This window comes from Pseudomonas sp. LM13 (genome assembly GCF_041381355.1).
In the GTDB taxonomy this organism is placed as follows: domain Bacteria; phylum Pseudomonadota; class Gammaproteobacteria; order Pseudomonadales; family Pseudomonadaceae; genus Stutzerimonas; species Stutzerimonas frequens.
Genome location: NZ_JACBXH010000044.1, coordinates 1 through 23,838 on the forward strand (window position 1 = coordinate 1; position 23,838 = coordinate 23,838).

The following is a 23,838-nucleotide window of genomic DNA, read 5'->3' on the forward strand; positions in this document are numbered from 1 at the left end:
CTTTGGGGGGACTTTTTTCAACCCGCCTTCCTCCTCAGTATCGTCAGCGCCGGTCCCCTCGAATCCGTCGCCGATATCTTGTTGGCCTCATCGATCAGCTTGCCCAGTTCGGCCGCCGAGTAGTGGCTGGTGATGCTGCCGTTCTCGTGGCCCAGCAGGACCTTCCTGTCTTCCTCCGTAACGCCAGCGGCGCGAAGTCTGCGACCGAACGTGTGCTTCAGGTCATGCACGCGGATCGACGTAGAACCCGCCGGTGCCGTTCGCTTGAAGCGCTGCTCGTACATCGCGGCCGTCCGGTTCCTTGCCTTGCGCCACGCCGAGTCGTTCATGCGCTGTAGTGGCGTTGCCATTGTGGTTGCGCATGTTGGCTGGCCAGTACGGGGCCGCCGTAGCAATGTACGTGATTAGCTCTGGATACAGCAGGCTGGTGCCACGGACTTCAGGGCGAAGAGAGGACTATTGAAAATCCCGGCTGCGCACATCAAGCCCGGTGAGCAGGGGCGTGAGGTCGCTCAAGCGGCCGGCGATAAGGTGTCGTACGCCGCTGGCTGACTCCAGATGGCCATCCACGCGAAGCAGTTGCGACTGGATCAAGGGCCGCCTCTGGCGCTCGGCCAGGTCGCGCCAGACCACCACATTGACCATGCCGAACTCGTCTTCCAAGGTGACGAAGATGACACCGCTGGCGGTCTGTGGGCGTTGCCGGCCGATCACCAGGCCGGCGACGCTGACCGGCCGGCCATGCTCGATAGTGGCCAGTTCCCGCGAGCTTCGGCAGCGCCGGGCTTTCAATTCTTCCCGCAGCAAGGCCAGGGGATGCGGTCCCAGTGTCGTGCCAAGGGTCGCGTAGTCGTTGAAAAGGTCTTCGCTCACCGAAGGCAGTGGCAGGTTGATGGAGGTTTCCTCCGGTGCGGGCAGGCTGGCGAACAGCGGCAGCTGTGGTTCGATTCCGGCGACGGCCCAACGCGCTCGATGTCGATGGCCGGCCAGGCCGCGCAGGGCGCCGGCATCGGCGAGCTGCTCGCGCGCACGCGGTTCGAGCTCGGCGCGCAGGCACAGGTCATGGATGTCCGTGAATGGCTGGCGTAGGCGTGCGGCTTCGATGCGCTGGGCATCGGCTTCCCGAAAGCCGCGCACCATGCGTAGCCCCAGGCGGATTGCCGGTTGTTCCTGGTGGCATGGCTCGAGGCTGCAATCCCAGCCGCTGTAGCGAGCGTCCACCGGGCGGATTTCCAGCCCGTGGCGGCGGGCGTCCTGGAGAATCTGGTCGGGGTTGTAGAAGCCCATCGGCCAGCTGTTGATCAGCGCGCAGGCAAATGCCGCCGGTTCGTGGCACTTCAGCCAGCTGCTGGCATAGGTGAGCAGCGCGAAACTCGCCGCGTGTGATTCGGGAAAACCGTAGCTGCCGAACCCTTTGATCTGCTCGAAGATTCGCGCGATGAAGTCGGGCTGGTAGCCTTTGGCGAGCATTCGCTCGGTCAGGCGCACGCGGTGGGGTTCCAGGCTGCCGTGACGCTTCCAGGCGGCCATGGCACGGCGCAGCTTGTCGGCCTCGTCTGGAGTGTATTCGGCCGCCACGATCGCCAGTTCCATCACCTGTTCCTGGAAAAGGGGCACGCCAAGGGTGCGCTCGAACACCGGTTTCAGTTCTTCGGACGGGTAATCCACCTTTTCTTCGTCGTTACGTCGACGCAGGTAGGGATGCACCATGTCGCCCTGGATCGGCCCGGGGCGAACGATGGCGACCTGGATGACCAGGTCGTAGAAGGTCTTCGGGCGCAGGCGTGGCAGCATGGCCATCTGTGCACGTGATTCGATCTGGAACACGCCGATCGTATCGGCCCGACTGATCATCTCGTAGGTGGGCTTGTCCTCCGCGGGCAGCGTGGCGAGGGTCCAGCGTGTGCCGCGATAGTGTTCGATCAGGTCGAAACAGCGACGTATCGCGCTGAGCATGCCCAGTGCCAGCACGTCGACCTTGAGCAGACCGACCGCATCGAGGTCGTCCTTGTCCCACTGGATCACCGTGCGGTCGGCCATGCTGGCATTCTCGATCGGCACCAGGGTGTCGAGCGGCTGTTCGGAGATCACGAAGCCGCCAGGGTGCTGGGACAGGTGACGGGGAAAGCCGATAAGCGCATCGGTCAGCACCAGGACCCGGCGCAGAATCGGATTGTCCGGATCGAAGCCGGCCTCGCGCAGTCGCGAGTCGTCGGGTATGTGCTCACTCCAGCGTCCACAGCAGCCGGCCAGGGCGTTGATCTGGTCCGGCGGCAGGCCCAGCGCCTTGGCGACATCCCGCAGGGCGCCGGTGGCGCGGTAGCTGCTGGCGACGGCGGTGAGGGCGGCGCGATTACGCCCGTAGCGCTGAAAGACGTACTGGATGACCTCCTCGCGGCGGTCGTGCTCGAAATCCACGTCGATATCGGGCGGCTCGTTGCGCTCGCGGGAGAGGAAACGCTCGAACAACAGTTTGCTGCGCACCGGGTCGAGTTCGGTGATGCCCAGTACGAAGCAGACGCTCGAATTGGCCGCCGAGCCCCGACCCTGGCAGAGAATGCCCCGCTCGCGGGCGAAGCGGACGATGTCATGCACGGTCAGGAAATAGCTTTCGTAATGCAAGTCGGCGATCAGCTCCAGTTCATGTTCGAGCTGCGCGCGGGCCTTTTCCGGGATGCCGTCCGGCCAGCGCCAGCGTGCGCCATCCTCGACCAGCTTGCGCAACCATGAGGTGGTGTCATGTCCAGGGGGGACCAGTTCGTGGGGGTAGTGATATTTCAGCTGGTCGAGCTGGAAATGGCAGCGCTGGCTGATGCGAAGGGTTTCGGCAAGCAGTTCGGCTGGATAGAGCTGGGCCAGCTCCTCGAGCGACCGCAGGTGGCGTTCGCCATTGGGGAAGAGGTGGCATCCGGCCTCGGCGACCGGCAGATGGTGGCGGATGGCGGTCATGCAGTCCTGCAATGCCCGGCGACCGCGGGCATGCATGTGCACGTCGCCACAGGCCACGGCGGGTATGCCCAGGCGTGAAGCCTGGGTCAGGGATTGCCGCAGCTGCAGCGCGTCGTCCGGCCCCTGATGCAGTTCGATGCCGAGCCAGAGGCGATCGCGAAAGTGCTCGAGCAGCCATCGACCTTCGGTGTCGGCACTATCGTGGCCGGGCAGCCAGATCGCCAGCAGTCCCTCTAGCGACCCCTTGCTCAGGTCTTCGCGCAGCGCCTGGTAACGACCTTTCTCGGCCCTTCGGCGGGCACGGGTGATCAGCTGGCACAAGGCCTGGTAGCCGGTCAGGTTTTCCACCAGCAAGACCAGTTTGGGTCCATCTTCGATCTGCACCTCGCTGCCGATGATCAGCGGCAGACCGATATCCTTCGAGGCCTGCCAGGCGCGCACGATACCGGCCAGGCTGCATTCGTCGGTGATCGCCAGAGCGTCATAGCCCTGGCGTTTGGCGCGCTCGAAGAGTTCGCGCGCGCTGGATGCACCTCGCTGGAAGCTGAAGTTGGACAGGCAGTGCAGCTCGGCATATTCGGCGTTCATGCGAACCAGCCGTGCAGCAGCAGCAGCCCGCCGGTAAGGGCGCGAAACGCCCAACCCTGTTGGCCGGTAGTGGTTTGCACCCGATAGTAGTCGCGCCGCGCGTCGGCGCCATCCCACCAGCCGGACTCGATGCGCTCGGGGCCAGCCAGGGTAAGCAGACCCTCTTCGCGCAAGGGCTGCGGGGTGCTCAGCAGCCAGCCGGGGCGCAAACCTACTTGAGGCAATGGTTCGGTGTGGGCGAGGCTGCTTTCCCGCCAGGCGCATTCCGGGCGGTGGTCCGCTCGTGCGCTCAGCGAGACCACAGCATCGTCGCCCAGTCGAGCACGGAGGCGCTCGCGCAGCTGCTCCCAAGACGCATTCTGCTGCGGGCGCTCGTCGAACAAGGCCTGGTGGGCCGGCGTGAAGGCTGGCAGATCACGTGCCAGCAGACGCACGGCCAGGACGGGGGCCGGCAGTTGCAGGTGCTCGAGGCGGCCACGGGTCAGTTCGAACAGCATGGCGGGCTCGCGTTCGGTACTGAGCAGGCCGACCGGCACCTCGCTGTCGGGCAGGGTGCGATGTTCCAGGTACAGACTGAAACGCTGGACGCCGCTGTCCCGCCCGGCGAGAAAGGCGGCCAGGTCGGCTGTCAGTCTGCGCAATGGAAACAGCAGAGCCTGGTGGGACTCGACCTCGAAACTCAGTTCGATGCGGGTGTCGAAGATATCCGGCGGGCGGTAGAACTCCAGAGGTAGCGGCCGATGCCCGAGCAGGGTGTCGAGCTGGACCAGCACTTCGGCCGGAAAGCGTCTGGCCAGGCTGTCGCGCGGCAAGGCGAGCAGTTGATGAAGATGGCGCAGGCCCATGCGTACCAGCGATGTGCTGACTTCGCGGGGCAGGCCGAGGCGCTCGATCGGCAGTACCCCGAGCACCTGATGCAGCGTGGCCGTATCGGTCACGGCCAGCCCGTCATGGGCATTGGCGAGGACGCGCGCGGCCGCCGGGTTGGGCGCCAGAGTGATGCGGTGGCGGAAGCCCAGGGCTGTGAGTTCCTCGCGCAGACGCTTCTCGAATCGTGGCCAGGGGCCGAACAGGCCGAGGCTGGAATGCACCTCCAGCAGCAGACAGCGCGGGTAGTGCAGGCTGACCTGGGCGCTGTAGCCGTAACCCCAGGCCGCCAGGAACTGCTGCCAGCGTTCGATCATCAGCGAGTCGTAATCGGCGGTGGCGAAGTCGTGGGTCAATGCCTGGGCTGCGACCAGCGATTGCCCTGGCTTGAGGCCGAGCTTGCGGGCGGCCGCGTTGACGGCCTGCAGCACGCGGCGCTGCGGCGGGCCGGCGAGCAGTACCAATGGCGCGGCGTCATCGTCGCGGTGGCGCAGAATGCCGTCCATGGCCAGCTGCGGCAGCAGAATGCAGGCCCAGAGCATCGTCACACCTATTGCCAAGCTCTGGCCGGTAGCGACCGGGCCGGAGCCAGGCCGCCGCGGCACTTGATGACGCGCAACTGTGCCGGCTGCGCCTCGATGGTCAGGCGTAGTGCCGCCGGTGATGGGTTATTTGCTTCATGCAGTGGCCGATAGACGAAGCCCAGGGTTTGTCCGGTTTCAGCGGCAACCTGCAAGCGCCGTAAGGCGCGGTCATCGGCTTGTTGCGGCCAGCACAGTACGGCCGCACAACTGCCGGAGCGCAGGCATTGTTCAGCAGCCCACAGCGCATCGCGGCCCTTTGCCTGGACGATGGTCAGCCACCGCAGGTCTACACCCGCGGCCAACCAGGCCTGGGGGTAAGGTCGATGAGGGGGCGTTATCAGCATCACCCGCTCGCCGGCCGTGGTCAGCCGTGCAAGGGTCGGCCACAGCAGGCTCAGTTCGCCGATGCCCGTGGCCGCGACGAGGAGCTCGCTGATGGCCGACTCTGGCCAGCCGCCGCCAGGCAGAAACTCATCCAGTGTGGCGTTTCCGGTCGGCTGGACGGCCGTGCGGGACGTTATGGCCTGTCCACGCCAGACGCGACGTGTATCCAGCAGGCTATCGAGGGCGACCACTGCGGTCATGAAGAGATTCCAAAATAACTGTATATAGATACAGTATTTGGCCAGTCGAGAGTTGGTCAAGCGCGACGCGATGAGTGAGCGCGGCGCTTTATCTGTTCTAGCGCATGTTCCCTCCGTGGAAGGCGGGGCAGTCTGATAGCTGCTCGGCCATTCGGCTTCGGCCAAGCCCTGATCACTGCTGCTTGTGCTCGGAAAATCCGTCGATTAGCATGCGCGCCCGGGATATGAGGCCGCAGTACTTATATTTGCTGCTTCCCGGCCATATCGAGATTGGAAAGCCCGGTTCGCCCGCGATCCGGGCTTTTTCTTTGCTGTTCGGGGCGCATGATGGTCCTGTGTCGACGAAGCTGAACGAGGGAAATACCGTGCGTGAGCGCCTGCTGGCTGCGGAAAAGGTGAAGTCGATCGAGTGGCATGGCGATCGCCTGAGCCTGCTCGATCAGCGCAAGCTGCCGACCGAAGAGGTCTGGCGCAGCTACGACTCTGCCGCTGCGGTCGCTGGCGCCATTCGCGACATGGTCGTGCGCGGCGCGCCTGCCATCGGCATCAGTGCGGCCTATGCGCTGGTCCTGGCTGCCCGTACGCGCATGGCGGCCGGTGGTGATTGGCGGCAGGCGCTGGAGGAAGATGTCGCGCTCCTTGCTGCATCGCGTCCCACGGCGGTCAATCTGGTCTGGGCGCTGAAGCAGATGCGCGAACGCCTCAAGCCAGGCGAGGATCCTTGCGCGGCGCTGGAGGCCCACGCCATCTCGATACATGAGAGCGATCGCGAGGCCAATCTGGCCATGGCGCAGTTCGGTGTCGATCTCATTCGTCGCCATCAGGGCAATCCGCAGAACCTGCTTACTCACTGCAACACCGGCGCTCTGGCGACCGGTGGTTTCGGTACCGCGCTCGGTGTCATCCGCGCGGCGCATCTCGATGGGTTGGTGGAGCGCGTCTACGTGGACGAAACCCGCCCCTGGCTGCAGGGTTCTCGCCTGACCGCCTGGGAGCTGCTGGGCGATGGCGTGCCGGCCACGCTGAACGTCGATTCGGCGGCCGCTCATCTGATGAGGTCGCGCGGTATTTCCTGGGTGATCGTCGGGGCGGATCGCATCGCCGCCAATGGCGATGTGGCGAACAAGATCGGTACCTACCAGCTCGCGGTTCTAGCGATGCATCACGGCGTGCGTTTCATGGTGGTGGCGCCGAGCTCATCTATCGACATGACGCTGGAAAGCGGCGATGAGATTCCCCTCGAAGAGCGTGCCGGCAGCGAGCTGCTCGAGGTCAATGGCCAGCGTTTCGCAGCTGATGTCGAGGCATTCAATCCAGTGTTCGATGTAACACCGGCTGATCTCATTGATGTCATCGTCACCGAGAAAGGGGTGGTCGAGCGCCCGACCGCGGCGAAGATGGCCGATTTGATGAGCCGCAAACGCTTGCATTGAACCTGAATCGATCGGCCCGCGAGCGGGCCATGCAGACAAGCCGCAGCCGTGCGCAAGGCTCAGCTTATAGCCGCCGTCTGTGTTACCATCCCGCGCTTATCGCAGGACCCTGCTGACTATAAGGAACCAGGCTTCCATGGGCGAACTGGCCAAAGAAATCCTCCCGGTCAATATCGAAGACGAGCTCAAGCAGTCCTACCTTGATTACGCCATGAGCGTGATCATCGGCCGTGCGCTGCCGGACGCGCGCGATGGCCTGAAACCGGTGCACCGCCGCGTGCTCTATGCCATGAGCGAGTTGGGCAACGACTGGAACAAGCCGTACAAGAAATCCGCCCGTGTGGTCGGTGACGTGATCGGTAAGTACCACCCGCACGGCGACTCCGCGGTGTACGACACCATCGTGCGTATGGCGCAGCCGTTCTCGCTGCGCTACATGCTGGTCGACGGTCAAGGCAACTTCGGTTCGGTCGATGGCGACAGTGCCGCGGCAATGCGTTACACCGAAGTGCGCATGGCCAAGCTGGCGCACGAGTTGCTGGCCGACCTGGACAAGGAAACCGTCGACTGGGTGCCCAACTACGATGGCACCGAGCAGATTCCGGCAGTCATGCCGACCAAGATCCCCAACCTGTTGGTCAACGGTTCCAGCGGTATCGCGGTCGGTATGGCCACCAACATCCCGCCGCACAACCTGGGCGAAGTCATCGACGGCTGCCTGGCGCTGATCGACAACGCCGATATCACCATCGATGAGCTGATGCAGTTCATTCCTGGCCCCGATTTCCCCACCGCGGGCATCATCAACGGTCGCGCCGGCATCATCGAGGCCTATCGCACCGGTCGCGGCCGCATTTATATTCGTGCGCGCGCCGATATCGAGGACATCGACAAGGTCGGCGGCCGTCAGCAGATCGTCATCACCGAGCTGCCGTATCAGCTGAACAAGGCGCGGCTGATCGAGAAGATCGCCGAGCTGGTGAAAGAGAAGAAGATCGAAGGCATCACCGAGCTGCGTGACGAGTCCGACAAGGACGGCATGCGTGTAGTCATCGAGCTGCGTCGTGGCGAAGTGCCGGAGGTGATCCTCAACAACCTCTATGCCCAGACCCAGCTGCAGAGCGTGTTCGGCATCAACGTGGTGGCGCTGGTCGATGGCCAGCCGCGCACGCTGAACCTCAAGGAACTGCTGGAAGCCTTCGTCCGTCACCGCCGCGAAGTCGTCACCCGGCGTACCGTGTACGAACTGCGCAAGGCGCGCGAGCGCGGGCACATCCTTGAAGGCCAGGCAGTTGCACTGTCCAACATCGATCCGGTGATTGCCCTGATCAAGGCCTCGCCGACGCCGGCCGAAGCCAAGGATGCGCTGATCTCCACTGCCTGGGAGTCGAGCGCGGTCGAGGCGATGGTCGAGCGCGCCGGGGCAGACGCCTGCCGCCCGGAGAATCTGGACCCGCAGTATGGTCTGCGCGACGGCAAGTATTTCCTCTCGCCGGAGCAGGCCCAGGCGATCCTCGACCTGCGTCTGCACCGCCTGACCGGTCTCGAGCACGAGAAGCTGCTCGCCGAGTACCAGGAAATCCTCACCCAGATCGGTGAGCTGATCCGTATCCTGACCAATCCGGTGCGGCTGATGGAAGTCATCCGCGAGGAGCTGGAGGGCGTGAAGCGCGACTTCGGCGATGCGCGGCGCACCGAGATCCTCGAGTCCCGTCTGGATCTGACCCTGGCCGACCTGATCACCGAAGAAGAGCGCGTCGTCACCATCTCCCATGGTGGCTACGCCAAGTCCCAGCCGTTGGCCGCCTATCAGGCGCAGCGCCGCGGTGGCCGTGGCAAGGCCGCGACCGGGGTGAAAGAAGAGGACTACGTCGAGCATCTGCTGGTTGCCAACAGTCATACCACGCTGCTGCTGTTCTCCAGCAAGGGCAAGGTCTACTGGTTGAAGACCTACGAGATTCCCGAGGCCTCGCGCACCTCGCGTGGGCGTCCGCTGGTCAACCTGTTGCCGCTGGACGAGGGCGAGCGCATCACCGCCATGCTGCAGGTCGATCTCGAGGCCCTGCGCAAGCAGGCTGCCGAGAGTGACGAGGAACTGGACGACGCCGAAGGTCTGGTGATCGAGCATGACGACGTCGACGATGTCGAGGGCGACGACGACAGCGATGAGAAGGACGAACCCACCGGTGCCTACATCTTCATGGCGACGGCCAAGGGGACGGTCAAGAAGACACCGCTGGTGCAGTTCAGTCGGCCTCGTACTTCCGGTCTCATCGCACTGAAGCTGGAGGAGGGCGACACCCTGATCGCCGCTGCCGTGACCGATGGTGCCCAGGAAGTGATGATGTTCTCCGACGGCGGTAAGGTCATCCGCTTCAAGGAAAGCAAGGTTCGCATCATGGGCCGCAATGCCCGCGGTGTGCGTGGCATGCGTCTGCCGGAAGGGCAGCGGATCATCTCGATGCTGATTCCGGAGCCCGACGCGCAGATCCTCACCGCCTCGGTGCGCGGTTATGGCAAGCGCACGGCGATGGAAGAGTTCCCGCGCCGCGGTCGTGGTGGCCAGGGCGTCATCGCCATGGTGACCAACGAGCGCAACGGCCCGCTGGTCGGTGCCGTACAGGTGCTCGAGGGCGAGGAGATCATGCTGATCTCCGACCAGGGCACGCTCGTGCGGACCCGCGTCGACGAAGTCTCCTCCCTGGGCCGCAACACCCAGGGCGTCACGTTGATCAAGCTGAGCAAAGGCGAACACCTGGTCGGTCTGGAGCGGGTGCAGGAGCCGTCCGAGGAAGAGGTGCTGGAAGACATCGGGGCGCTGCTCGATGACGATGCCCTCGAGAAGGAAATGCCGGTCATCAGTACCGAGCCGAGCGAAGACGAATTGCTTGGCGGTGGCGGCGATGTGTCGCCGGACGTGGTGCCGACCGACGACGAAGACTGATTGGCGATAGCGCCATCCGATAGAAAGCAGCACACCGGGCAGACGGTAGCGAGGCGGTCGGTAAAGAAACCGGCCGTCGAGCCCGGGATTCAATATCGAGCAAGAGCGAGAGAACAGCAGTGAGCAAACGCGCCTTTAACTTCTGTGCCGGTCCGGCTGCGCTTCCCGAAGCCGTCCTTCAGCGCGCCCAGGCGGAGCTTCTGGACTGGCATGGCAAGGGCCTGTCGGTCATGGAAATGAGCCATCGCAGCGACGATTACACTGCCATCGCCGAAAAGGCGGAGCAGGATCTGCGCGATCTGCTGGCGATTCCGTCGAACTACAAGGTGCTGTTCCTGCAGGGCGGGGCCAGCCAGCAGTTCGCCGAGATTCCGCTGAACCTGCTGCCCGAGGGTGGCGTGGCCGACTATGTCGATACCGGCATCTGGTCGCGCAAGGCGATCGAGGAAGCGCGTCGCTTCGGTAACGTCAACGTCGCTGCGAGCGCCAAGCCTTATGACTACTTCGCGATTCCCGGGCAGAACGACTGGCAGCTGAGCGATGGCGCGGCCTATCTGCACTACGCCAGCAATGAGACCATCGGCGGCCTGCAGTTCGATTGGGTGCCGGAGCTGGGCGATACCCCGCTGGTCGTCGACATGTCGTCGGACATCCTTTCGCGGCCGATCGACGTATCGAAGTTCGGCCTGATCTATGCCGGAGCGCAGAAGAATATCGGCCCGTCCGGGCTGGTGCTGGTCATCGTCCGTGAGGACCTGCTCGGCCACGCACGTTCCGTCTGCCCGACCATGCTCGATTACAAGATCGCCGCCGACAATGGCTCGATGTACAACACGCCGGCGACCTTCTCCTGGTATCTCTCGGGGCTGGTTTTCGAGTGGCTGAAGGAGCAGGGCGGCGTCGAGGCGATGGAAAAGCGCAATCGCGCAAAAAAGGACATGCTCTATGGCGCCATCGATGCCAGCGATTTCTACACCAACCCGATCGCCGTCAACGCGCGCTCGTGGATGAACGTGCCGTTCCGTCTGGCCGATGAGCGCCTGGACAAGGCCTTCCTGGCTGGTGCCGACGCGCGTGGCCTGCTGAACCTGAAAGGCCATCGCTCCGTGGGCGGTATGCGCGCCTCGATCTACAACGCTGTCGGCCTGGATGCGGTCGAGGCGCTGGTGGCCTACATGGCCGAGTTCGAGAAGGAGCACGGCTGATGAGCGACGCCGATCAGCTGAAGGCGCTGCGGGTTCGAATCGACAGTCTCGACGAGCGTATTCTCGAGCTGATCAGCGAGCGCGCCCGCTGCGCCCAGGAAGTGGCCCGGGTCAAGACCGCTGCTCTGGCCGAGGGCGAGTCGGCGGTGTTCTACCGCCCGGAACGCGAAGCCTGGGTGCTCAAGCACATCATGGAACTCAATCGTGGGCCGCTCGACAATGAAGAGATGGCCCGCCTGTTCCGCGAGATCATGTCCTCCTGCCTGGCGCTCGAGCAGCCGCTGCGCGTGGCCTATCTGGGGCCGGAAGGGACGTTCTCTCAGGCCGCCGCGCTCAAGCATTTCGGCCATGCGGTGATCAGCACCCCGATGGCGGCGATCGATGAGGTGTTCCGCGAAGTGGTCGCCGGTGCGGTGAACTTCGGCGTGGTGCCGGTGGAGAACTCCACCGAAGGCGCGGTCAACCACACGCTGGACAGCTTCCTCGAGCACGACATCGTTATCTGTGGCGAGGTGGAGCTGCGCATCCACCATCATCTGCTGGTGGGCGAAACCACCAAGACCGATCGCATTACGCGCATCTACTCCCATGCCCAATCGCTGGCGCAGTGTCGCAAGTGGCTCGATGCGCATTATCCGAACGTCGAGCGGGTGGCGGTTTCCAGCAATGCGGATGCGGCCAAGCGGGTCAAGAGCGAGTGGAACTCGGCCGCCATTGCCGGCGACATGGCAGCCCAGCTGTACGGCCTGACCAAGCTGGCGGAGAAGATCGAAGACCGCCCGGACAACTCCACCCGCTTCCTCATCATCGGTAACCAGGAAGTGCCGCCGACCGGCGATGACAAGACGTCGATCATTGTCTCGATGCGCAACAAGCCGGGTGCGCTGCACGAGCTGCTGGTGCCGTTCCACACCAATGGCATCGACCTTACCCGGATCGAGACGCGGCCGTCGCGCAGTGGCAAGTGGACTTATGTGTTCTTCATCGACTTCCTCGGCCACCACCAGGATCCGCTGATCAAGGACGTGCTGGAGAAGATTGGCCAGGAAGCCGTGGCGCTGAAGGTGCTGGGTTCCTACCCCAAGGCAGTACTTTAATTGCGGCTCCGGGCTTCAGGAGCAGGCGGCAGGCGACAGGCTTGTGCCTGCGGCCTGAGCCTGCAGCCTGAGGCCTAACCAATGAGTTGTGATTTCCTTGCCCTGGCGCAGCCGGGCGTGCAGAAGCTGTCGCCTTACGTACCAGGCAAGCCGGTCGATGAGCTGGCGCGCGAGTTGAATCTGGATCCCGCCGGGATCGTCAAGCTGGCCAGCAATGAGAACCCTCTGGGGCCCAGCCCGAAGGCGCTGGCAGCGATCCAGGCCGAGCTTTCCGAGCTGACCCGCTACCCCGACGGTAACGGCTTCGCGCTCAAGCAGCGCCTTGCCCAGCGTTATTCGGTGGGTGTTCACCAGGTCACGCTAGGCAATGGTTCCAACGACATCCTCGAGCTGGTCGCCCGTGCCTATCTGGCGCCGGGGCTCAACGCCGTGTTCAGCGAACATGCCTTCGCCGTCTATCCGATCGCGACCCAGGCTGTCGGCGCCGAGGGGCGCGCTGTCGCGGCGAAGAACTGGGGGCACGATCTCGACGCGATGGCCGCTGCGATCGACGAGAACACCCGGGTCGTCTTTGTCGCCAATCCCAACAACCCCACCGGGACCTGGTTCGATGCCGCTGCGTTGGGTGCTTTCCTCGCGCGCGTGCCAGCCCATGTACTGGTGGTGCTGGACGAGGCCTATATCGAATACGCCGAAGGTCAGGAGCTGCCTGATGGGTTGGCCTTCCTCGCCGACTATCCCAATCTGCTGGTTTCGCGCACCTTCTCCAAGGCCTATGGCCTGGCGGCCCTGCGCGTCGGCTACGCCATCAGCTCGCCGGTGATCGCCGACGTGTTGAACCGTGTTCGCCAGCCCTTCAACGTGAACAGTCTGGCGCTGGCCGCCGCCTGCGCGGCGCTGGATGACGTCGATTATCTGGCCGCCAGTCGCAAGGCGAACGATGCAGGGATGGTTCAGCTGGAGCGCGGCTTCCGCCAGTTGGGGTTGGAGTGGATTCCCTCGCGGGGCAATTTCATCGCGGTAGATTTCGCCCGCGATGCTGCGCCGATCAATCAGGCACTCTTGCGCGAGGGCGTGATCGTGCGTCCGGTCGCCGGGTACGGGATGCCGACATTCCTGCGGGTTTCCATTGGTACCGAGCGTGAGAACGCGCGCTTTCTGGACGTGCTGGCGCAGGTGCTGCAACAGTGAGCCCAGCCCCCGTGGAAAAAAGTGCGACACCTGTCATCGATCGTCTGGTGGTGATCGGGCTCGGGTTGATTGGCGGTTCGTTTGCCAAGGGGCTGCGTGAGTCCGGCCTTTGCCGCGACGTGGTCGGCTTCGATCTGGACGCCCGCTCGCGTGAACTGGCGGTCGAGCTGGGCGTGGTGGATCGCTGTGCCGACACGCTGGCCGAAGCCTGCCGTGACGCCGACGTTATTCAGCTCGCCACACCCATCCTCGCCCTGGAACGACTGCTCGGCGAGCTGGCGAAGCTCGACCTGGGCTCCGCCGTGATCACCGATGTCGGCAGCGCCAAGGGCAATGTGGTGCGCTGCGCGCACAACGTGTTCGGCGAGATGCCGTCGCGTTTCGTTCCCGGCCATCCCATCGCCGGATCGGAGCTCAGTGGTGTCACGGCGGCCAAGAGCACGCTGTTCCGCCGCCACAAGGTCATACTGACTCCGCTGAAGAACACCGATCCGCAGGCGCTTGCGCTGGTGACCCGGCTTTGGGCGGCGCTCGGTGCCGATGTCGAGCACATGGACGTGGCGCACCACGACGAGGTGCTGGCCGCCACTAGTCACCTGCCGCACCTGTTGGCCTTCGGTCTGGTTGATTCGCTCGCCAAGCGCCATGAGAATCTCGAGATCTTCCGTTACGCGGCGGGTGGGTTTCGTGATTTCACCCGTATTGCCGGTAGCGACCCGGTGATGTGGCACGACATCTTCCTCGCCAATCGCGAGGCGGTGCTGCATACCCTGGATGATTTTCGTGCCGACCTCGACGCCCTGCGCGCCGCGGTCGATGAAGGAGACGGGCACAGGTTGTTGGGCGTGTTCACGCGCGCCCGGGCTGCCCGGGAACATTTCAGCAAAATACTGGCTCGCCGAGCCTATGTGGACGTTATGCATTCCAATGACCTCGTTTTCCTCGCCAACCCTGGCGGCAGCCTGACCGGCCATCTGCGTGTCCCAGGCGACAAATCCATTTCGCATCGTTCGATCATGCTGGGTTCCCTGGCGGAAGGGACCACCGAAGTCGAGGGTTTTCTCGAAGGTGAAGACGCCCTCGCCACGATTCAGGCGTTCCGTGACATGGGTGTGGTCATCGAAGGCCCGCAGCAGGGGCGGGTGACCGTCCATGGCGTTGGCCTGCATGGACTGAAGCCGCCGCCTGGCCCGATCTACCTGGGTAACTCCGGCACCTCCATGCGTCTGTTGTCCGGCCTGCTCGCGGCGCAGCCGTTCGATACCACCCTGACCGGCGATGCCTCGCTGTCCAAGCGCCCGATGAATCGCGTCGCCAAGCCGCTGCGCGAGATGGGGGCAGTCATCGAGACTGCACCGGAAGGGCGTCCGCCGCTGACCATTCGCGGCGGCCAGCGTCTGTCCGGTATGCATTACGACATGCCGATGGCCAGCGCGCAGGTCAAGTCCTGCCTGCTGCTGGCCGGCCTGTACGCGGCCGACCAGACCTCCGTGACCGAGCCCGCACCGACGCGTGACCACACCGAACGCATGCTGCGTGGTTTCGGCTATCCGGTGACAGTCGAGGGGCGCACCGCGATCGTCGAGCCCGGGCACAAGCTGCATGGCACCCATATCGAGGTGCCGGCGGATATCTCCTCTGCAGCCTTCTTCATGGTCGCGGCCAGCATTGCACCGGGCTCCGAGATCGTACTCGAGCACGTGGGGATCAACCCGACTCGCACCGGCGTGATCGACATCCTCAAGCTGATGGGTGGCGATATCGTCCTGGAAAATCTTCGCGAGGTGGGCGGCGAGCCGGTCGCCGATATCCGCGTGCGTGGTGCGCAACTCAAGGGTATCGACATCCCCGAAGACCTGGTGCCGCTGGCCATCGACGAGTTCCCCGTGCTCTTCGTTGCCGCGGCATGTGCCCAGGGACGTACGACCCTACGCGGTGCCGAGGAGCTGCGCGTCAAGGAGTCGGATCGTATCCAGGTCATGGCTGACGGCCTGCAGACGCTGGGTATCAAGGCGGAACCGACACCTGATGGCATCGTTATCGAAGGTGGCATGATCGGTTCCGGTGAAGTCTGGGCGCACGGTGATCATCGTATCGCCATGTCGTTCAGCGTCGCTGCGCTGCGCGCCAGCGGCCCGGTCCGCATCCACGATTGCGCGAACGTGGCAACCTCGTTCCCCAATTTCCTGGATCTGGCTCAGCGGGCCGGGATGCAGGTTCAGGCGGAGGGCGCCTCATGATCAAGCCTGTACCAGTCATCACCATCGACGGGCCCAGCGGCTCGGGCAAGGGAACCGTCGCCGCGTTGCTCGCCGGCAAGCTCGGCTGGAATTTCCTCGATTCCGGCGCCCTGTACCGTTTGCTGGCCTTCGCTGCGCGCAATCATGGTGTCGACCTGACCAACGAGGAAGCCCTGAAGGTGCTTGCCGAGCATCTGGATGTGCAGTTCGGCGCTGCCCGCGATGGGCACGGCATGATCATCATCCTCGAGGGCGAGGAAGTCACCGAGGCCATTCGCAACGAGAGCGTCGGTGCAGGCGCGTCGCAGGTCGCGGCATTGCCGGTGGTTCGGACCGCGCTGTTGCAGCGACAGAAAGCCTTTCGCGAGGCACCCGGCCTGGTCGCTGACGGACGCGACATGGGAACCGTCGTGTTCCCCGATGCGCCACTGAAGATATTCCTTACCGCCAGCGCTGAAGAGCGTGCCCGCAGACGCTACTTGCAGTTGAAGGCGCGCGGTGATGATGTTAATCTCGCGAGTCTTCTTGAGGAGATCCGGGAGCGCGACGAGCGCGATACCCAGCGAGCGGTAGCGCCACTGAAGCCGGCAGACGATGCCATTCAGTTGGATTCCACTACACTCTCTATCGAAGAAGTGCTGCAAAGGATTCTGAGCGAAGTCGCCGATCGCGACTTGGCTGGATGATCGGAACGCCGAAAGGCGGCCAAACGGACTTCGATGTCAGCGCAGCCAGTAGGTTGCGCACCTCGAGCCGTTAACAAGGAGGCATGTGGGAGACCAGATCCAGTCCCGCAGGCCTTTTTTTATATGAATGAACCCACATTGTCTGGAATGTGGAGATTGGGCGGATCCTCGCCCGAAAACAGCAGGAATCAACATGAGCGAAAGCTTCGCAGAACTTTTTGAAGAAAGCCTTAAATCCCTCGACATGCAGCCGGGTGCCATCATCACCGGCATCGTGGTCGACATCGACGGTGACTGGGTCACCGTGCATGCTGGCCTCAAGTCCGAGGGCGTCATCCCGGTCGAGCAGTTCTACAACGAGCAGGGCGAGCTGACCATCAAGGTGGGTGACGAGGTCCACGTTGCTCTGGACGCGGTTGAAGATGGCTTTGGCGAAACCAAGCTGTCCCGTGAAAAGGCCAAGCGCGCGGAATCCTGGATTGTTCTGGAAGCGGCTTTCGCTGCAGAAGAAGTGGTCAAGGGCGTCATCAACGGCAAGGTCAAAGGTGGCTTCACCGTCGACGTCAACGGCATCCGCGCGTTCCTGCCGGGTTCGCTGGTCGATGTCCGCCCTGTGCGCGACACCACTCACCTGGAAGGCAAAGAGCTCGAGTTCAAGGTCATCAAGCTCGATCAGAAGCGCAACAACGTTGTCGTTTCCCGTCGCAGCGTGCTGGAAGCCGAGAACAGCGCCGAGCGCGAAGCTCTGCTGGAATCCCTGCAGGAAGGCCAGCAGGTCAAGGGTATCGTCAAGAACCTCACCGACTACGGTGCGTTCGTTGACCTGGGCGGCGTCGATGGTCTGCTGCACATCACCGACATGGCCTGGAAGCGCATCAAGCATCCGTCCGAGATCGTCAACGTTGGCGACGAGATCGATGTCAAGGTGCTGAAGTTCGACCGCGAGCGCAACCGCGTATCGCTGGGCCTGAAGCAACTGGGCGAAGACCCATGGGTTGCCATCAAGGCTCGTTACCCGGAAGGCACCCGCGTTCAGGCTCGCGTCACCAACCTCACCGACTACGGCTGCTTCGCCGAGCTGGAAGAAGGTGTCGAAGGTCTGGTGCACGTATCCGAAATGGACTGGACCAACAAGAATATCCACCCGTCGAAGGTCGTTCAGGTCGGCGACGAAGTGGAAGTCATGGTTCTGGACATCGACGAAGAGCGTCGTCGTATCTCCCTGGGCATCAAGCAGTGCAAATCCAACCCGTGGGAAGATTTCTCCAGCCAGTTCAACAAGGGCGACCGTATCTCCGGCACCATCAAGTCGATCACCGATTTCGGTATCTTCATCGGTCTGGATGGCGGCATCGACGGTCTGGTTCACCTGTCCGACATCTCTTGGAACGAGCCGGGTGAAGAAGCCGTTCGCCGCTTCAAGAAGGGCGACGAGCTGGACACCGTCATCCTGTCGGTCGATCCGGAGCGTGAGCGTATCTCCCTGGGCATCAAGCAGCTGGAAGACGATCCGTTCTCCAACTACGCCGCCGTCAATGACAAGGGCAGCATCGTTCGCGGTACCGTGAAAGAAGTTGACGCCAAAGGCGCCATCATCGATCTGGGCAACGATATCGAAGCGACCCTGAAGGCGTCCGAAATCAGCCGCGACCGTGTTGAAGATGCGCGCAACGTGCTGAAGGAAGGCGACGAAGTTGAAGCCAAGATCATCAGCATCGACCGCAAGTCCCGCGTGATCAGCCTGTCCATCAAGTCCAAAGACGTCGAAGACGAGAAGGACGCGATGAAAGAGCTGCGCACCAAGCAGGAAGTTGAAAGCACCGGCCCGACCACCATTGGTGATCTGATCCGTGCTCAGATGGAAAACCAGAACTAAGTTCGGGTTCTTCATGAAAAAAGGGCGACTTCGGTCGCCCTTTTTTGTGCCCGCGGTTCTGGCGAAGTGAAGCCCCCGGCGCTGCGAGGGTTATCAGCCCCTGGCCTTTTCCACAGCGAGCGCCTGGTTGACCGCGAGCCAGCCGTCCACCGCTTGTTCCCCTGCATCATCGAAGGCGCGTTGCAGCAGTCTGACCTGTTCCCGGCGCAGCGCCTGCTCGAGCTTCGCTCCCTCGGCGGTAAAGCGCAGCATGCGTTTGCGCTTGTCGTCCTCCGCCGTGAGGCTTTCCACCAGATGCATTTCGATCAGCTGGCGCAATGGTGTGTTCAGCGCCTGCTTGGTAACGCCCAGGTAACTCAGCAGTTCCTTGACGCTCAGGTCGGGATAGCTGGCGATGAAGAACAGGATGCGGTGGTGCACGCGGGACAGGCCGCGACGGGCCAGCATCTCGTCAGGCTTCGCCGTGAAAGCCTGATAGCCGAGAAAGAAGCTTTCCATTATCTGGCGCTGCACGGCGCTTTTTTTTAGGTCAGGCATATTGACGTATTTATTATGAGGGGCGTAATTTCGGTCAAGAAGTTTGACTTATTTTGCAACGCCTCGCACCTGGTATGGAAATGGCCTTCTCCGAACGCATTACTCGCCTGAAAAGCTCTCTGATTCGTGAAATTCTCGCTGCAGCCCAGCGTCCTGAAGTGATGTCCTTCGCCGGTGGGTTGCCGGCTGAGGCGATGTTGCCTGCAGTGGATTGGACCGAACTACCTGCAAGCATGGGGCAGTACGGGATGAGCGAAGGTGAGCCTGCACTTCGCGAAGCGATCGCCGCCCAGGCCCGGGCCTTGGGCGTGCCTTGCGAGGCCAGCCAGGTGCTGATCGTCAGCGGGTCGCAGCAGACGCTGGATCTCGCCTCGAAACTGTTCATCGACGCGGGCACCGAGGTTCTGGTCGAGGCGCCGACTTACCTTGCCGCGCTGCAATCGTTCCAGCTGTTCGGCGCTCAGTGCCTGGCCGTTCCACAGGAGGCTGATGGACCGGACCTCGCGGCATTGCGTGCCACCCTGGAGCAGCGCGCGCCGGCTTTCGCTTACCTGATTCCGACTTTCCAAAATCCTTCTGCGGTGCGTTACAGCGAAGCCAAACGTGAGGCGGTTGCCGGTTTGCTGGACGAGTTCGGAGTGACCTTGCTGGAGGACGAGCCATACCGTGAACTGGTGTTCGATCAGGGTAGCGCCAGGCCCATCGTGTCGCGCCTCAAGCGGGCCAGCTGGATATATACAGGCACGGTTTCCAAGACACTGCTGCCCGGCCTGCGGGTTGGTTACCTGATCGCATCTGCGGACCTGTTTCCTTATCTGCTGCGCCTGAAGCAGTCGGCCGACCTGCATAGCAATCGGGTCGGGCAATGGCAGGCCCTGCAATGGCTGGGCCGCGACCGTTACCTGGCGCATCTCGAACAGTTGCGCGAGTTCTACCGAGTCCGCCGAGATGCCATGCAGGCGGCGCTAGACGAGCACTTCAGTGATCTGGCGACCTGGGAGCTGCCGCAAGGCGGGCTGTTCTTCTGGTTGACCCTCAAGCAGCCGCTGGACACGCGGACGCTGCTCAATCAGGCGCTGGCCGAAGACGTCGTGTTCATGCCCGGCGAGCCCTTCTTCGTCGACCCGGATGCGAATCCCGGTTACCTGCGGCTGAACTTCAGCCATGTCGCGGCCGAGCGCATGGGCGAGGGGCTGCGCAGGTTGGCGCAGGTCATTCGCGATGCTGGTGCGCTGGAAGCTGCTTGAGGAGTAATTGCTGACCCGCGCCGCGGGTCGATCGGGAGGGGAGACCATGTTGAAAGTCTATGGCGATTACCGGTCAGGTAATTGCTACAAGGTCAAGCTGATGCTGCACCTGCTGAGCCAGCCGTACGAGTGGGTTCCGATTAACATCCTTCGAGGCGAGACGCGCTCGGAGGATTTCCTCAAGAAGAATCCGAACGGCAAGATCCCAGTGCTGGAGCTTGAGGACGGCTCCTGTCTATGGGAATCCAACGCTATCCTGAATTACCTGGCCGAGGGCAGCGAGTTCCTGCCGACTGATCCGCGCCTGCGCACCCAGGTGCTGCAGTGGCAGTTCTTCGAGCAGTACAGCCACGAGCCGTTCATCGCCGTGGCGCGGTACATCAAGGTCTATCTGGGTATGCCGGAGGAGCGACGCGAGGAATACGAGGCCAAGCAACTCGACGGCTATCATGCACTCAACGTGATGGAGCAGCAGCTGCTGCGCACGCCTTATCTGGTGGGAAACCACTATTCGATCGCCGACGTTGCGCTCTACGCGTACACCCATGTCGCGGAAGAAGGCGGCTTTGATCTGGGCGGATATCCTGCGATTCGCCAGTGGCTGCAGCGCGTTGCGAGCCATCCACGGCATGTCGGCATGTACGATTGACTGAAGACAGAGCAGGGCCGTGAAGGCCCTGTCTCTTTACTGCGTCACTTCACCAGCCCGAGAAACTCGCTGCGAGTAGCGGCATTGTCGCGGAACTGGCCCAGCATCACCGAGGTGACCATGGACGAGTTCTGCTTCTCGACGCCGCGCATCATCATGCACATGTGCTGGGCCTCGATGACCACGGCAACGCCGGAGGCTCCGGTGACCTGCTGCATCGCTTCGGCGATCTCGCGGGTCAGGTTTTCCTGAATCTGCAGCCTGCGCGCGTACATCTCGACAATCCGCGCGACCTTCGACAGACCGAGCACTTTGCCATTGGGCAGATATGCGACATGCGCCTTGCCGATGAACGGCAGCATGTGATGTTCGCAAAGTGAATACAACTCGATGTTCTTGACCAGCACCATCTCGCTGTTATCGGAGCTGAACAGTGCGCCGTTGGTCACTTCCTCCAGCGTCTGCTGGTAGCCCTTGCACAGGTACTGCATGGCTTTGGCGGCGCGCTTGGGCGTGTCGAGCAGGCCTTCGCGGTTAACGTCCTCGCCAAGCTGGCCAAGGATCGCGGTGTAGTGTTGTTCCAGGGACATTGAGCTACCTGTCGGGTACATAGCGAAGGCGAAGGGTAGGGTGCGCCCGCCCCGCTGGCAAGTGTGCCGCGTAGTCGGGTGACTGATCTGCACGCTTTATTCGTCGCGGCCTTCGAGCATGGTGCGCTTGAGCATCACGTAAAGTGCTCCAGTCCCACCGTGGCGCGGCAGGCAGGACGTGAAGCCCAGCACTTGTGGGTGCTGCCGAAGCCAGGTGTTGACGTGACTCTTGAGCAGGGGACGTTTGCCGTCGAGTCTGGCCGCCTTGCCATGCGTCACGCGCACGCAACGAACCTCGAGCTTCGTGGCTTCGGCTATGAAATCCCAGAGCTGTTCGCGGGCTTTCTCCACGCTCATGCCATGCAGGTCCAGGCTGCCTTCGAACGGGATCTGGCCCGCCTTCAGTTTGCGCAACTGGCTGTCCTGAACGCCATCTCGAGCCCAGTACAGCTCATCCTCTGCGCCAACGTCTATGACGAACTGGTCGGAAAGGCCGTCGACTCGATTCGTTTCATTATTGGCCGTGGCATTGCTGCGACGAGTCGCAATTTGCTCGCGATTGCTGCGCGCTTTACCTGTTTCGGCACGGTCATGCTTGATCGGCCTGACTCCGCGGATCGCCGATTGGAAAAGAGAGAAGTCGTCGTCTTGCATGGAGCCTCCGAACCGAGCGATGCAAGTCAGCGCTTCAGCGCGTCGACATTCGGAACGCAAACGGCGAAATTGTCCGCAAGGATCGTCATTTCGATGCGGTGGACCTGATCGGCATCGATGCTGCCATCGCCCATCGGTAGATCACGCGTGGCGCAGGCACTGTCAACCAAGGTGCAGCGATAGCCATAGTCCTTTGCCGCCCGTACCGTGGTGCTCACGCTTGAGTGAGTCATGAATCCACACACGATCAGATCGAGCCGGCCGAGCTTCTGCAGCAGTTCGTGCAGCTCGGTGCCGGAGAACGCATTGGGCAGTCGTTTTGCCACGATGGATTCGCCGGGCTGGGGCGCGGCTTCGGGCATGATCTGCCCACGAAAGCCCTGCGGATCGAACAGGCCGCCGCTAATGCCCAGGTGATGTACATGGACGATCGGTGCGCCGGCCTCCCTTGCGGCCGCCAGCAGGCGAGTAATCTCCGGCAATGCCCGGTTCAGGGCTGGCAGCGCGAGCACGCCGCTGCGGTACTCCTCCTGTACGTCGATGACCAGCACGGTGGCGTTTGTCAGCGCCGCCGGATTATAGCTGCGGCCACTGAGCTGGAGCATGGTCTGTGGCTTGGTCATTGTCGACTCCTTGTACTGTGAGGGGGGTGATTGTGGCGCCAGAATGGCCGGTTGTGAACCGCCTGCGCCGTGTTTCGCTGGCCTCGCGCCGAACGAGACGATACATGCGCGTCGATTGCCGAGGCGCGGTACATCTTCACGTGGGCAGGCAGAGTAATGCGCACCGGCATCGCGCGCGCATGAAACGAATCGCGCATTTACAAATGTGCAGGTTTGGGTATCGCCACCCCGCAGGCGATCGCGCACGTGGTTGGCATTTCCGGTTGCCTGTTAAACTCGCGTCCTTTTACAGGAGATTCGCTCTTGACCGCTTCGCTTTCCCGCTTGCGCACCCTGCGCGACTACATCCGCTGGGCTGTCAGTCGATTCCAGGCGGAGCAACTGTTCTTCGGCCACGGCACTGACAATGCCTGGGACGATGCGCGTCAGCTGGTTCTGGGTGCACTTCATCTGCCGTGGGAGATGTCTGACAGCTATCTGGACTGTCGCCTGGAAGCGGATGAGTGCGAACACCTGCAGAACTTGCTGCGTCGGCGGATCGATGACCGCGTGCCGACTGGCTATCTGTTGCAACAGGCGTGGTTTTGCGGACTGCCGTTCTTCGTGGATGAGCGCGTGCTGATTCCACGATCCCCCATTGGCGAACTCATCGAGCATCGCTTCGATCCATGGTTGCCCAAGACGCCTGCGCGGATACTCGACCTGTGTACAGGATCGGGGTGCATCGGCATCGCCTGCGCCTATGAATTTCTCGAGGCAGAGGTGGTTCTCGCCGATCTGTCGTTTGATGCGCTGGAAGTGGCGAACCGCAACATTGAGCAGCATGGTCTCGAAGATAGGGTTTATACCGTTCAGAGCGACGGGTTCGACGGTCTGCCCAAGCAGCGCTTCGATCTGATTGTCTCGAATCCTCCCTATGTCGATGCCGAAGACTTCGCCGACATGCCAGCTGAGTTCCAGCATGAACCTGCGCTCGGCTTGGCTTGTGGGGAGGATGGTTTGGATCTGGTGCGCCGTATGCTCGCTGAGGCCGCCGACCACCTGACCGATGACGGCGTGCTTATCGTGGAGGTCGGCAACAGCCAGGTTCATGTCCAGGCGTTGTATCCCGAAGTGGATTTCACCTGGCTGGAATTCGCTCGTGGCGGGCATGGCGTGTTTCTGCTGGCAGCCCAGCAATGCCGCGAGCATCAGGCGCTGTTTCGAGCACGATTGAATCGCAGCTGATCGTCCGTAGGAGCGGAGCCCGCAGAGCAGTACGTCCGATAAGACGGTGAAAACACATCTCGCGCTG

18 protein-coding genes and 1 pseudogene are annotated in these 23,838 nt (G+C 62.7%); 11 read left to right on the forward strand and 8 right to left on the reverse strand.

The annotated features are described in order from the left end of the window. Positions 1-17: 17 nt before the first annotated feature. The 4 genes and pseudogenes from HZR81_RS20205 to imuA form a co-directional block, all read right to left on the reverse strand. A pseudogene (locus HZR81_RS20205) lies at positions 18-347 on the reverse strand (tyrosine-type recombinase/integrase); the annotation flags it as partial. A 109-nt stretch (positions 348-456) separates the two neighbouring features. After that, complete coding sequence (locus HZR81_RS20210) at positions 457-3,537, reverse strand: error-prone DNA polymerase (protein ID WP_500129082.1); 3,081 nt, start codon at positions 3,535-3,537, stop codon at positions 457-459. After that, complete coding sequence (locus HZR81_RS20215) at positions 3,534-4,946, reverse strand: Y-family DNA polymerase (protein WP_500129083.1); 1,413 nt, start codon at positions 4,944-4,946, stop codon at positions 3,534-3,536. Before HZR81_RS20215 ends, HZR81_RS20210 begins: the two co-directional genes overlap by 4 nt. A gap of 8 nt (positions 4,947-4,954) precedes the next feature. Then, the gene (imuA, locus tag HZR81_RS20220) at positions 4,955-5,572 is read right to left on the reverse strand and encodes a translesion DNA synthesis-associated protein ImuA (protein ID WP_500129085.1); all 618 of its coding nucleotides are present in this window, start codon (positions 5,570-5,572) and stop codon (positions 4,955-4,957) included. A 365-nt stretch (positions 5,573-5,937) separates the two neighbouring features. On the opposite strand from imuA, the gene mtnA reads away from it, so the two are divergent. From mtnA to rpsA, 8 genes are all read left to right on the forward strand, one after another. Next, positions 5,938-7,005, forward strand: a complete 1,068-nt coding sequence (gene mtnA, locus HZR81_RS20225) for an S-methyl-5-thioribose-1-phosphate isomerase (protein WP_500129095.1) — start codon at positions 5,938-5,940, stop codon at positions 7,003-7,005. A gap of 136 nt (positions 7,006-7,141) precedes the next feature. Continuing rightward, the gene (gyrA, locus tag HZR81_RS20230) at positions 7,142-9,949 is read left to right on the forward strand and encodes a DNA gyrase subunit A (protein WP_500129086.1); all 2,808 of its coding nucleotides are present in this window, start codon (positions 7,142-7,144) and stop codon (positions 9,947-9,949) included. Between the two features lie 119 nt (positions 9,950-10,068). Beyond that, positions 10,069-11,154, forward strand: coding sequence for a 3-phosphoserine/phosphohydroxythreonine transaminase (gene serC / locus HZR81_RS20235; protein WP_500129087.1), 1,086 nt, complete (start codon positions 10,069-10,071; stop codon positions 11,152-11,154). Further along, on the forward strand, positions 11,154-12,251 hold the full coding sequence (pheA, locus tag HZR81_RS20240; RefSeq protein WP_011913461.1) for a prephenate dehydratase: 1,098 nt from the start codon (positions 11,154-11,156) through the stop codon (positions 12,249-12,251). The genes serC and pheA overlap by 1 nt, the downstream gene beginning before the upstream one ends. Before the next feature lie 81 nt (positions 12,252-12,332). Further along, entirely contained in the window at positions 12,333-13,442 is a 1,110-nt protein-coding gene (hisC, locus tag HZR81_RS20245; RefSeq protein WP_102840367.1) for a histidinol-phosphate transaminase, read from the forward strand. A gap of 11 nt (positions 13,443-13,453) precedes the next feature. Further along, a complete protein-coding gene (locus HZR81_RS20250) occupies positions 13,454-15,682 on the forward strand; it encodes a bifunctional prephenate dehydrogenase/3-phosphoshikimate 1-carboxyvinyltransferase (protein ID WP_500129096.1) in 2,229 nt (742 codons plus the stop codon). Next, positions 15,679-16,368 carry a (d)CMP kinase gene (gene cmk / locus HZR81_RS20255; protein WP_063541055.1) on the forward strand — a complete coding sequence of 230 codons (690 nt, stop codon included), beginning with the start codon at positions 15,679-15,681 and terminating at the stop codon, positions 16,366-16,368. The genes HZR81_RS20250 and cmk overlap by 4 nt, the downstream gene beginning before the upstream one ends. Positions 16,369-16,561: 193 nt before the next feature. Beyond that, positions 16,562-18,244, forward strand: a complete 1,683-nt coding sequence (gene rpsA / locus HZR81_RS20260) for a 30S ribosomal protein S1 (protein ID WP_063541056.1) — start codon at positions 16,562-16,564, stop codon at positions 18,242-18,244. A 93-nt stretch (positions 18,245-18,337) separates the two neighbouring features. Here rpsA and HZR81_RS20265 read toward each other — a convergent pair whose 3' ends face one another. Beyond that, complete coding sequence (locus HZR81_RS20265; protein ID WP_063541057.1) at positions 18,338-18,781, reverse strand: MarR family winged helix-turn-helix transcriptional regulator; 444 nt, start codon at positions 18,779-18,781, stop codon at positions 18,338-18,340. A gap of 80 nt (positions 18,782-18,861) precedes the next feature. Between HZR81_RS20265 and HZR81_RS20270 the strand changes: the two genes are divergently transcribed. Together HZR81_RS20270 and HZR81_RS20275 are read left to right on the forward strand one after the other, a co-directional pair. Next, entirely contained in the window at positions 18,862-20,028 is a 1,167-nt protein-coding gene (locus HZR81_RS20270; protein ID WP_500129088.1) for an aminotransferase-like domain-containing protein, read from the forward strand. A 46-nt stretch (positions 20,029-20,074) separates the two neighbouring features. Then, positions 20,075-20,677 carry a glutathione S-transferase family protein gene (locus HZR81_RS20275; protein ID WP_500129089.1) on the forward strand — a complete coding sequence of 201 codons (603 nt, stop codon included), beginning with the start codon at positions 20,075-20,077 and terminating at the stop codon, positions 20,675-20,677. A gap of 44 nt (positions 20,678-20,721) precedes the next feature. Here HZR81_RS20275 and folE read toward each other — a convergent pair whose 3' ends face one another. From folE to HZR81_RS20290, 3 genes are all read right to left on the reverse strand, one after another. Beyond that, positions 20,722-21,267, reverse strand: coding sequence for a GTP cyclohydrolase I FolE (gene folE / locus HZR81_RS20280; protein WP_063541059.1), 546 nt, complete (start codon positions 21,265-21,267; stop codon positions 20,722-20,724). 96 nt (positions 21,268-21,363) lie between these two features. Continuing rightward, the gene (locus HZR81_RS20285) at positions 21,364-21,921 is read right to left on the reverse strand and encodes a Smr/MutS family protein (RefSeq protein WP_063541060.1); all 558 of its coding nucleotides are present in this window, start codon (positions 21,919-21,921) and stop codon (positions 21,364-21,366) included. A gap of 26 nt (positions 21,922-21,947) precedes the next feature. After that, complete coding sequence (locus HZR81_RS20290; RefSeq protein ID WP_063541061.1) at positions 21,948-22,544, reverse strand: cysteine hydrolase family protein; 597 nt, start codon at positions 22,542-22,544, stop codon at positions 21,948-21,950. A 303-nt stretch (positions 22,545-22,847) separates the two neighbouring features. Between HZR81_RS20290 and prmB the strand changes: the two genes are divergently transcribed. Continuing rightward, positions 22,848-23,771 (forward strand): 50S ribosomal protein L3 N(5)-glutamine methyltransferase, encoded by a 924-nt coding sequence (gene prmB, locus HZR81_RS20295; RefSeq protein WP_500129090.1) that lies wholly within the window; start codon positions 22,848-22,850, stop codon positions 23,769-23,771. The last annotated feature ends 67 nt before the right edge of the window (positions 23,772-23,838 follow it).

What these genes read in the sequence shown, in the direction of transcription:
- folE (WP_063541059.1), bottom strand. Translation starts at nt 21,267, where the DNA reads ATGTCCCTGGAACAACACTACACCGCGATCCTTGGCCAGCTTGGCGAG.
- HZR81_RS20265 (WP_063541057.1), bottom strand. Translation starts at nt 18,781, where the DNA reads ATGCCTGACCTAAAAAAAAGCGCCGTGCAGCGCCAGATAATGGAAAGC.
- HZR81_RS20290 (WP_063541061.1), bottom strand. Translation starts at nt 22,544, where the DNA reads ATGACCAAGCCACAGACCATGCTCCAGCTCAGTGGCCGCAGCTATAAT.
- rpsA (WP_063541056.1), top strand. Translation starts at nt 16,562, where the DNA reads ATGAGCGAAAGCTTCGCAGAACTTTTTGAAGAAAGCCTTAAATCCCTC.
- HZR81_RS20285 (WP_063541060.1), bottom strand. Translation starts at nt 21,921, where the DNA reads ATGCAAGACGACGACTTCTCTCTTTTCCAATCGGCGATCCGCGGAGTC.
- HZR81_RS20215 (WP_500129083.1), bottom strand. Translation starts at nt 4,946, where the DNA reads ATGCTCTGGGCCTGCATTCTGCTGCCGCAGCTGGCCATGGACGGCATT.
- HZR81_RS20210 (WP_500129082.1), bottom strand. Translation starts at nt 3,537, where the DNA reads ATGAACGCCGAATATGCCGAGCTGCACTGCCTGTCCAACTTCAGCTTC.
- pheA (WP_011913461.1), top strand. Translation starts at nt 11,154, where the DNA reads ATGAGCGACGCCGATCAGCTGAAGGCGCTGCGGGTTCGAATCGACAGT.
- gyrA (WP_500129086.1), top strand. Translation starts at nt 7,142, where the DNA reads ATGGGCGAACTGGCCAAAGAAATCCTCCCGGTCAATATCGAAGACGAG.
- HZR81_RS20275 (WP_500129089.1), top strand. Translation starts at nt 20,075, where the DNA reads ATGTTGAAAGTCTATGGCGATTACCGGTCAGGTAATTGCTACAAGGTC.
- HZR81_RS20270 (WP_500129088.1), top strand. Translation starts at nt 18,862, where the DNA reads ATGGCCTTCTCCGAACGCATTACTCGCCTGAAAAGCTCTCTGATTCGT.
- hisC (WP_102840367.1), top strand. Translation starts at nt 12,333, where the DNA reads ATGAGTTGTGATTTCCTTGCCCTGGCGCAGCCGGGCGTGCAGAAGCTG.
- cmk (WP_063541055.1), top strand. Translation starts at nt 15,679, where the DNA reads ATGATCAAGCCTGTACCAGTCATCACCATCGACGGGCCCAGCGGCTCG.
- imuA (WP_500129085.1), bottom strand. Translation starts at nt 5,572, where the DNA reads ATGACCGCAGTGGTCGCCCTCGATAGCCTGCTGGATACACGTCGCGTC.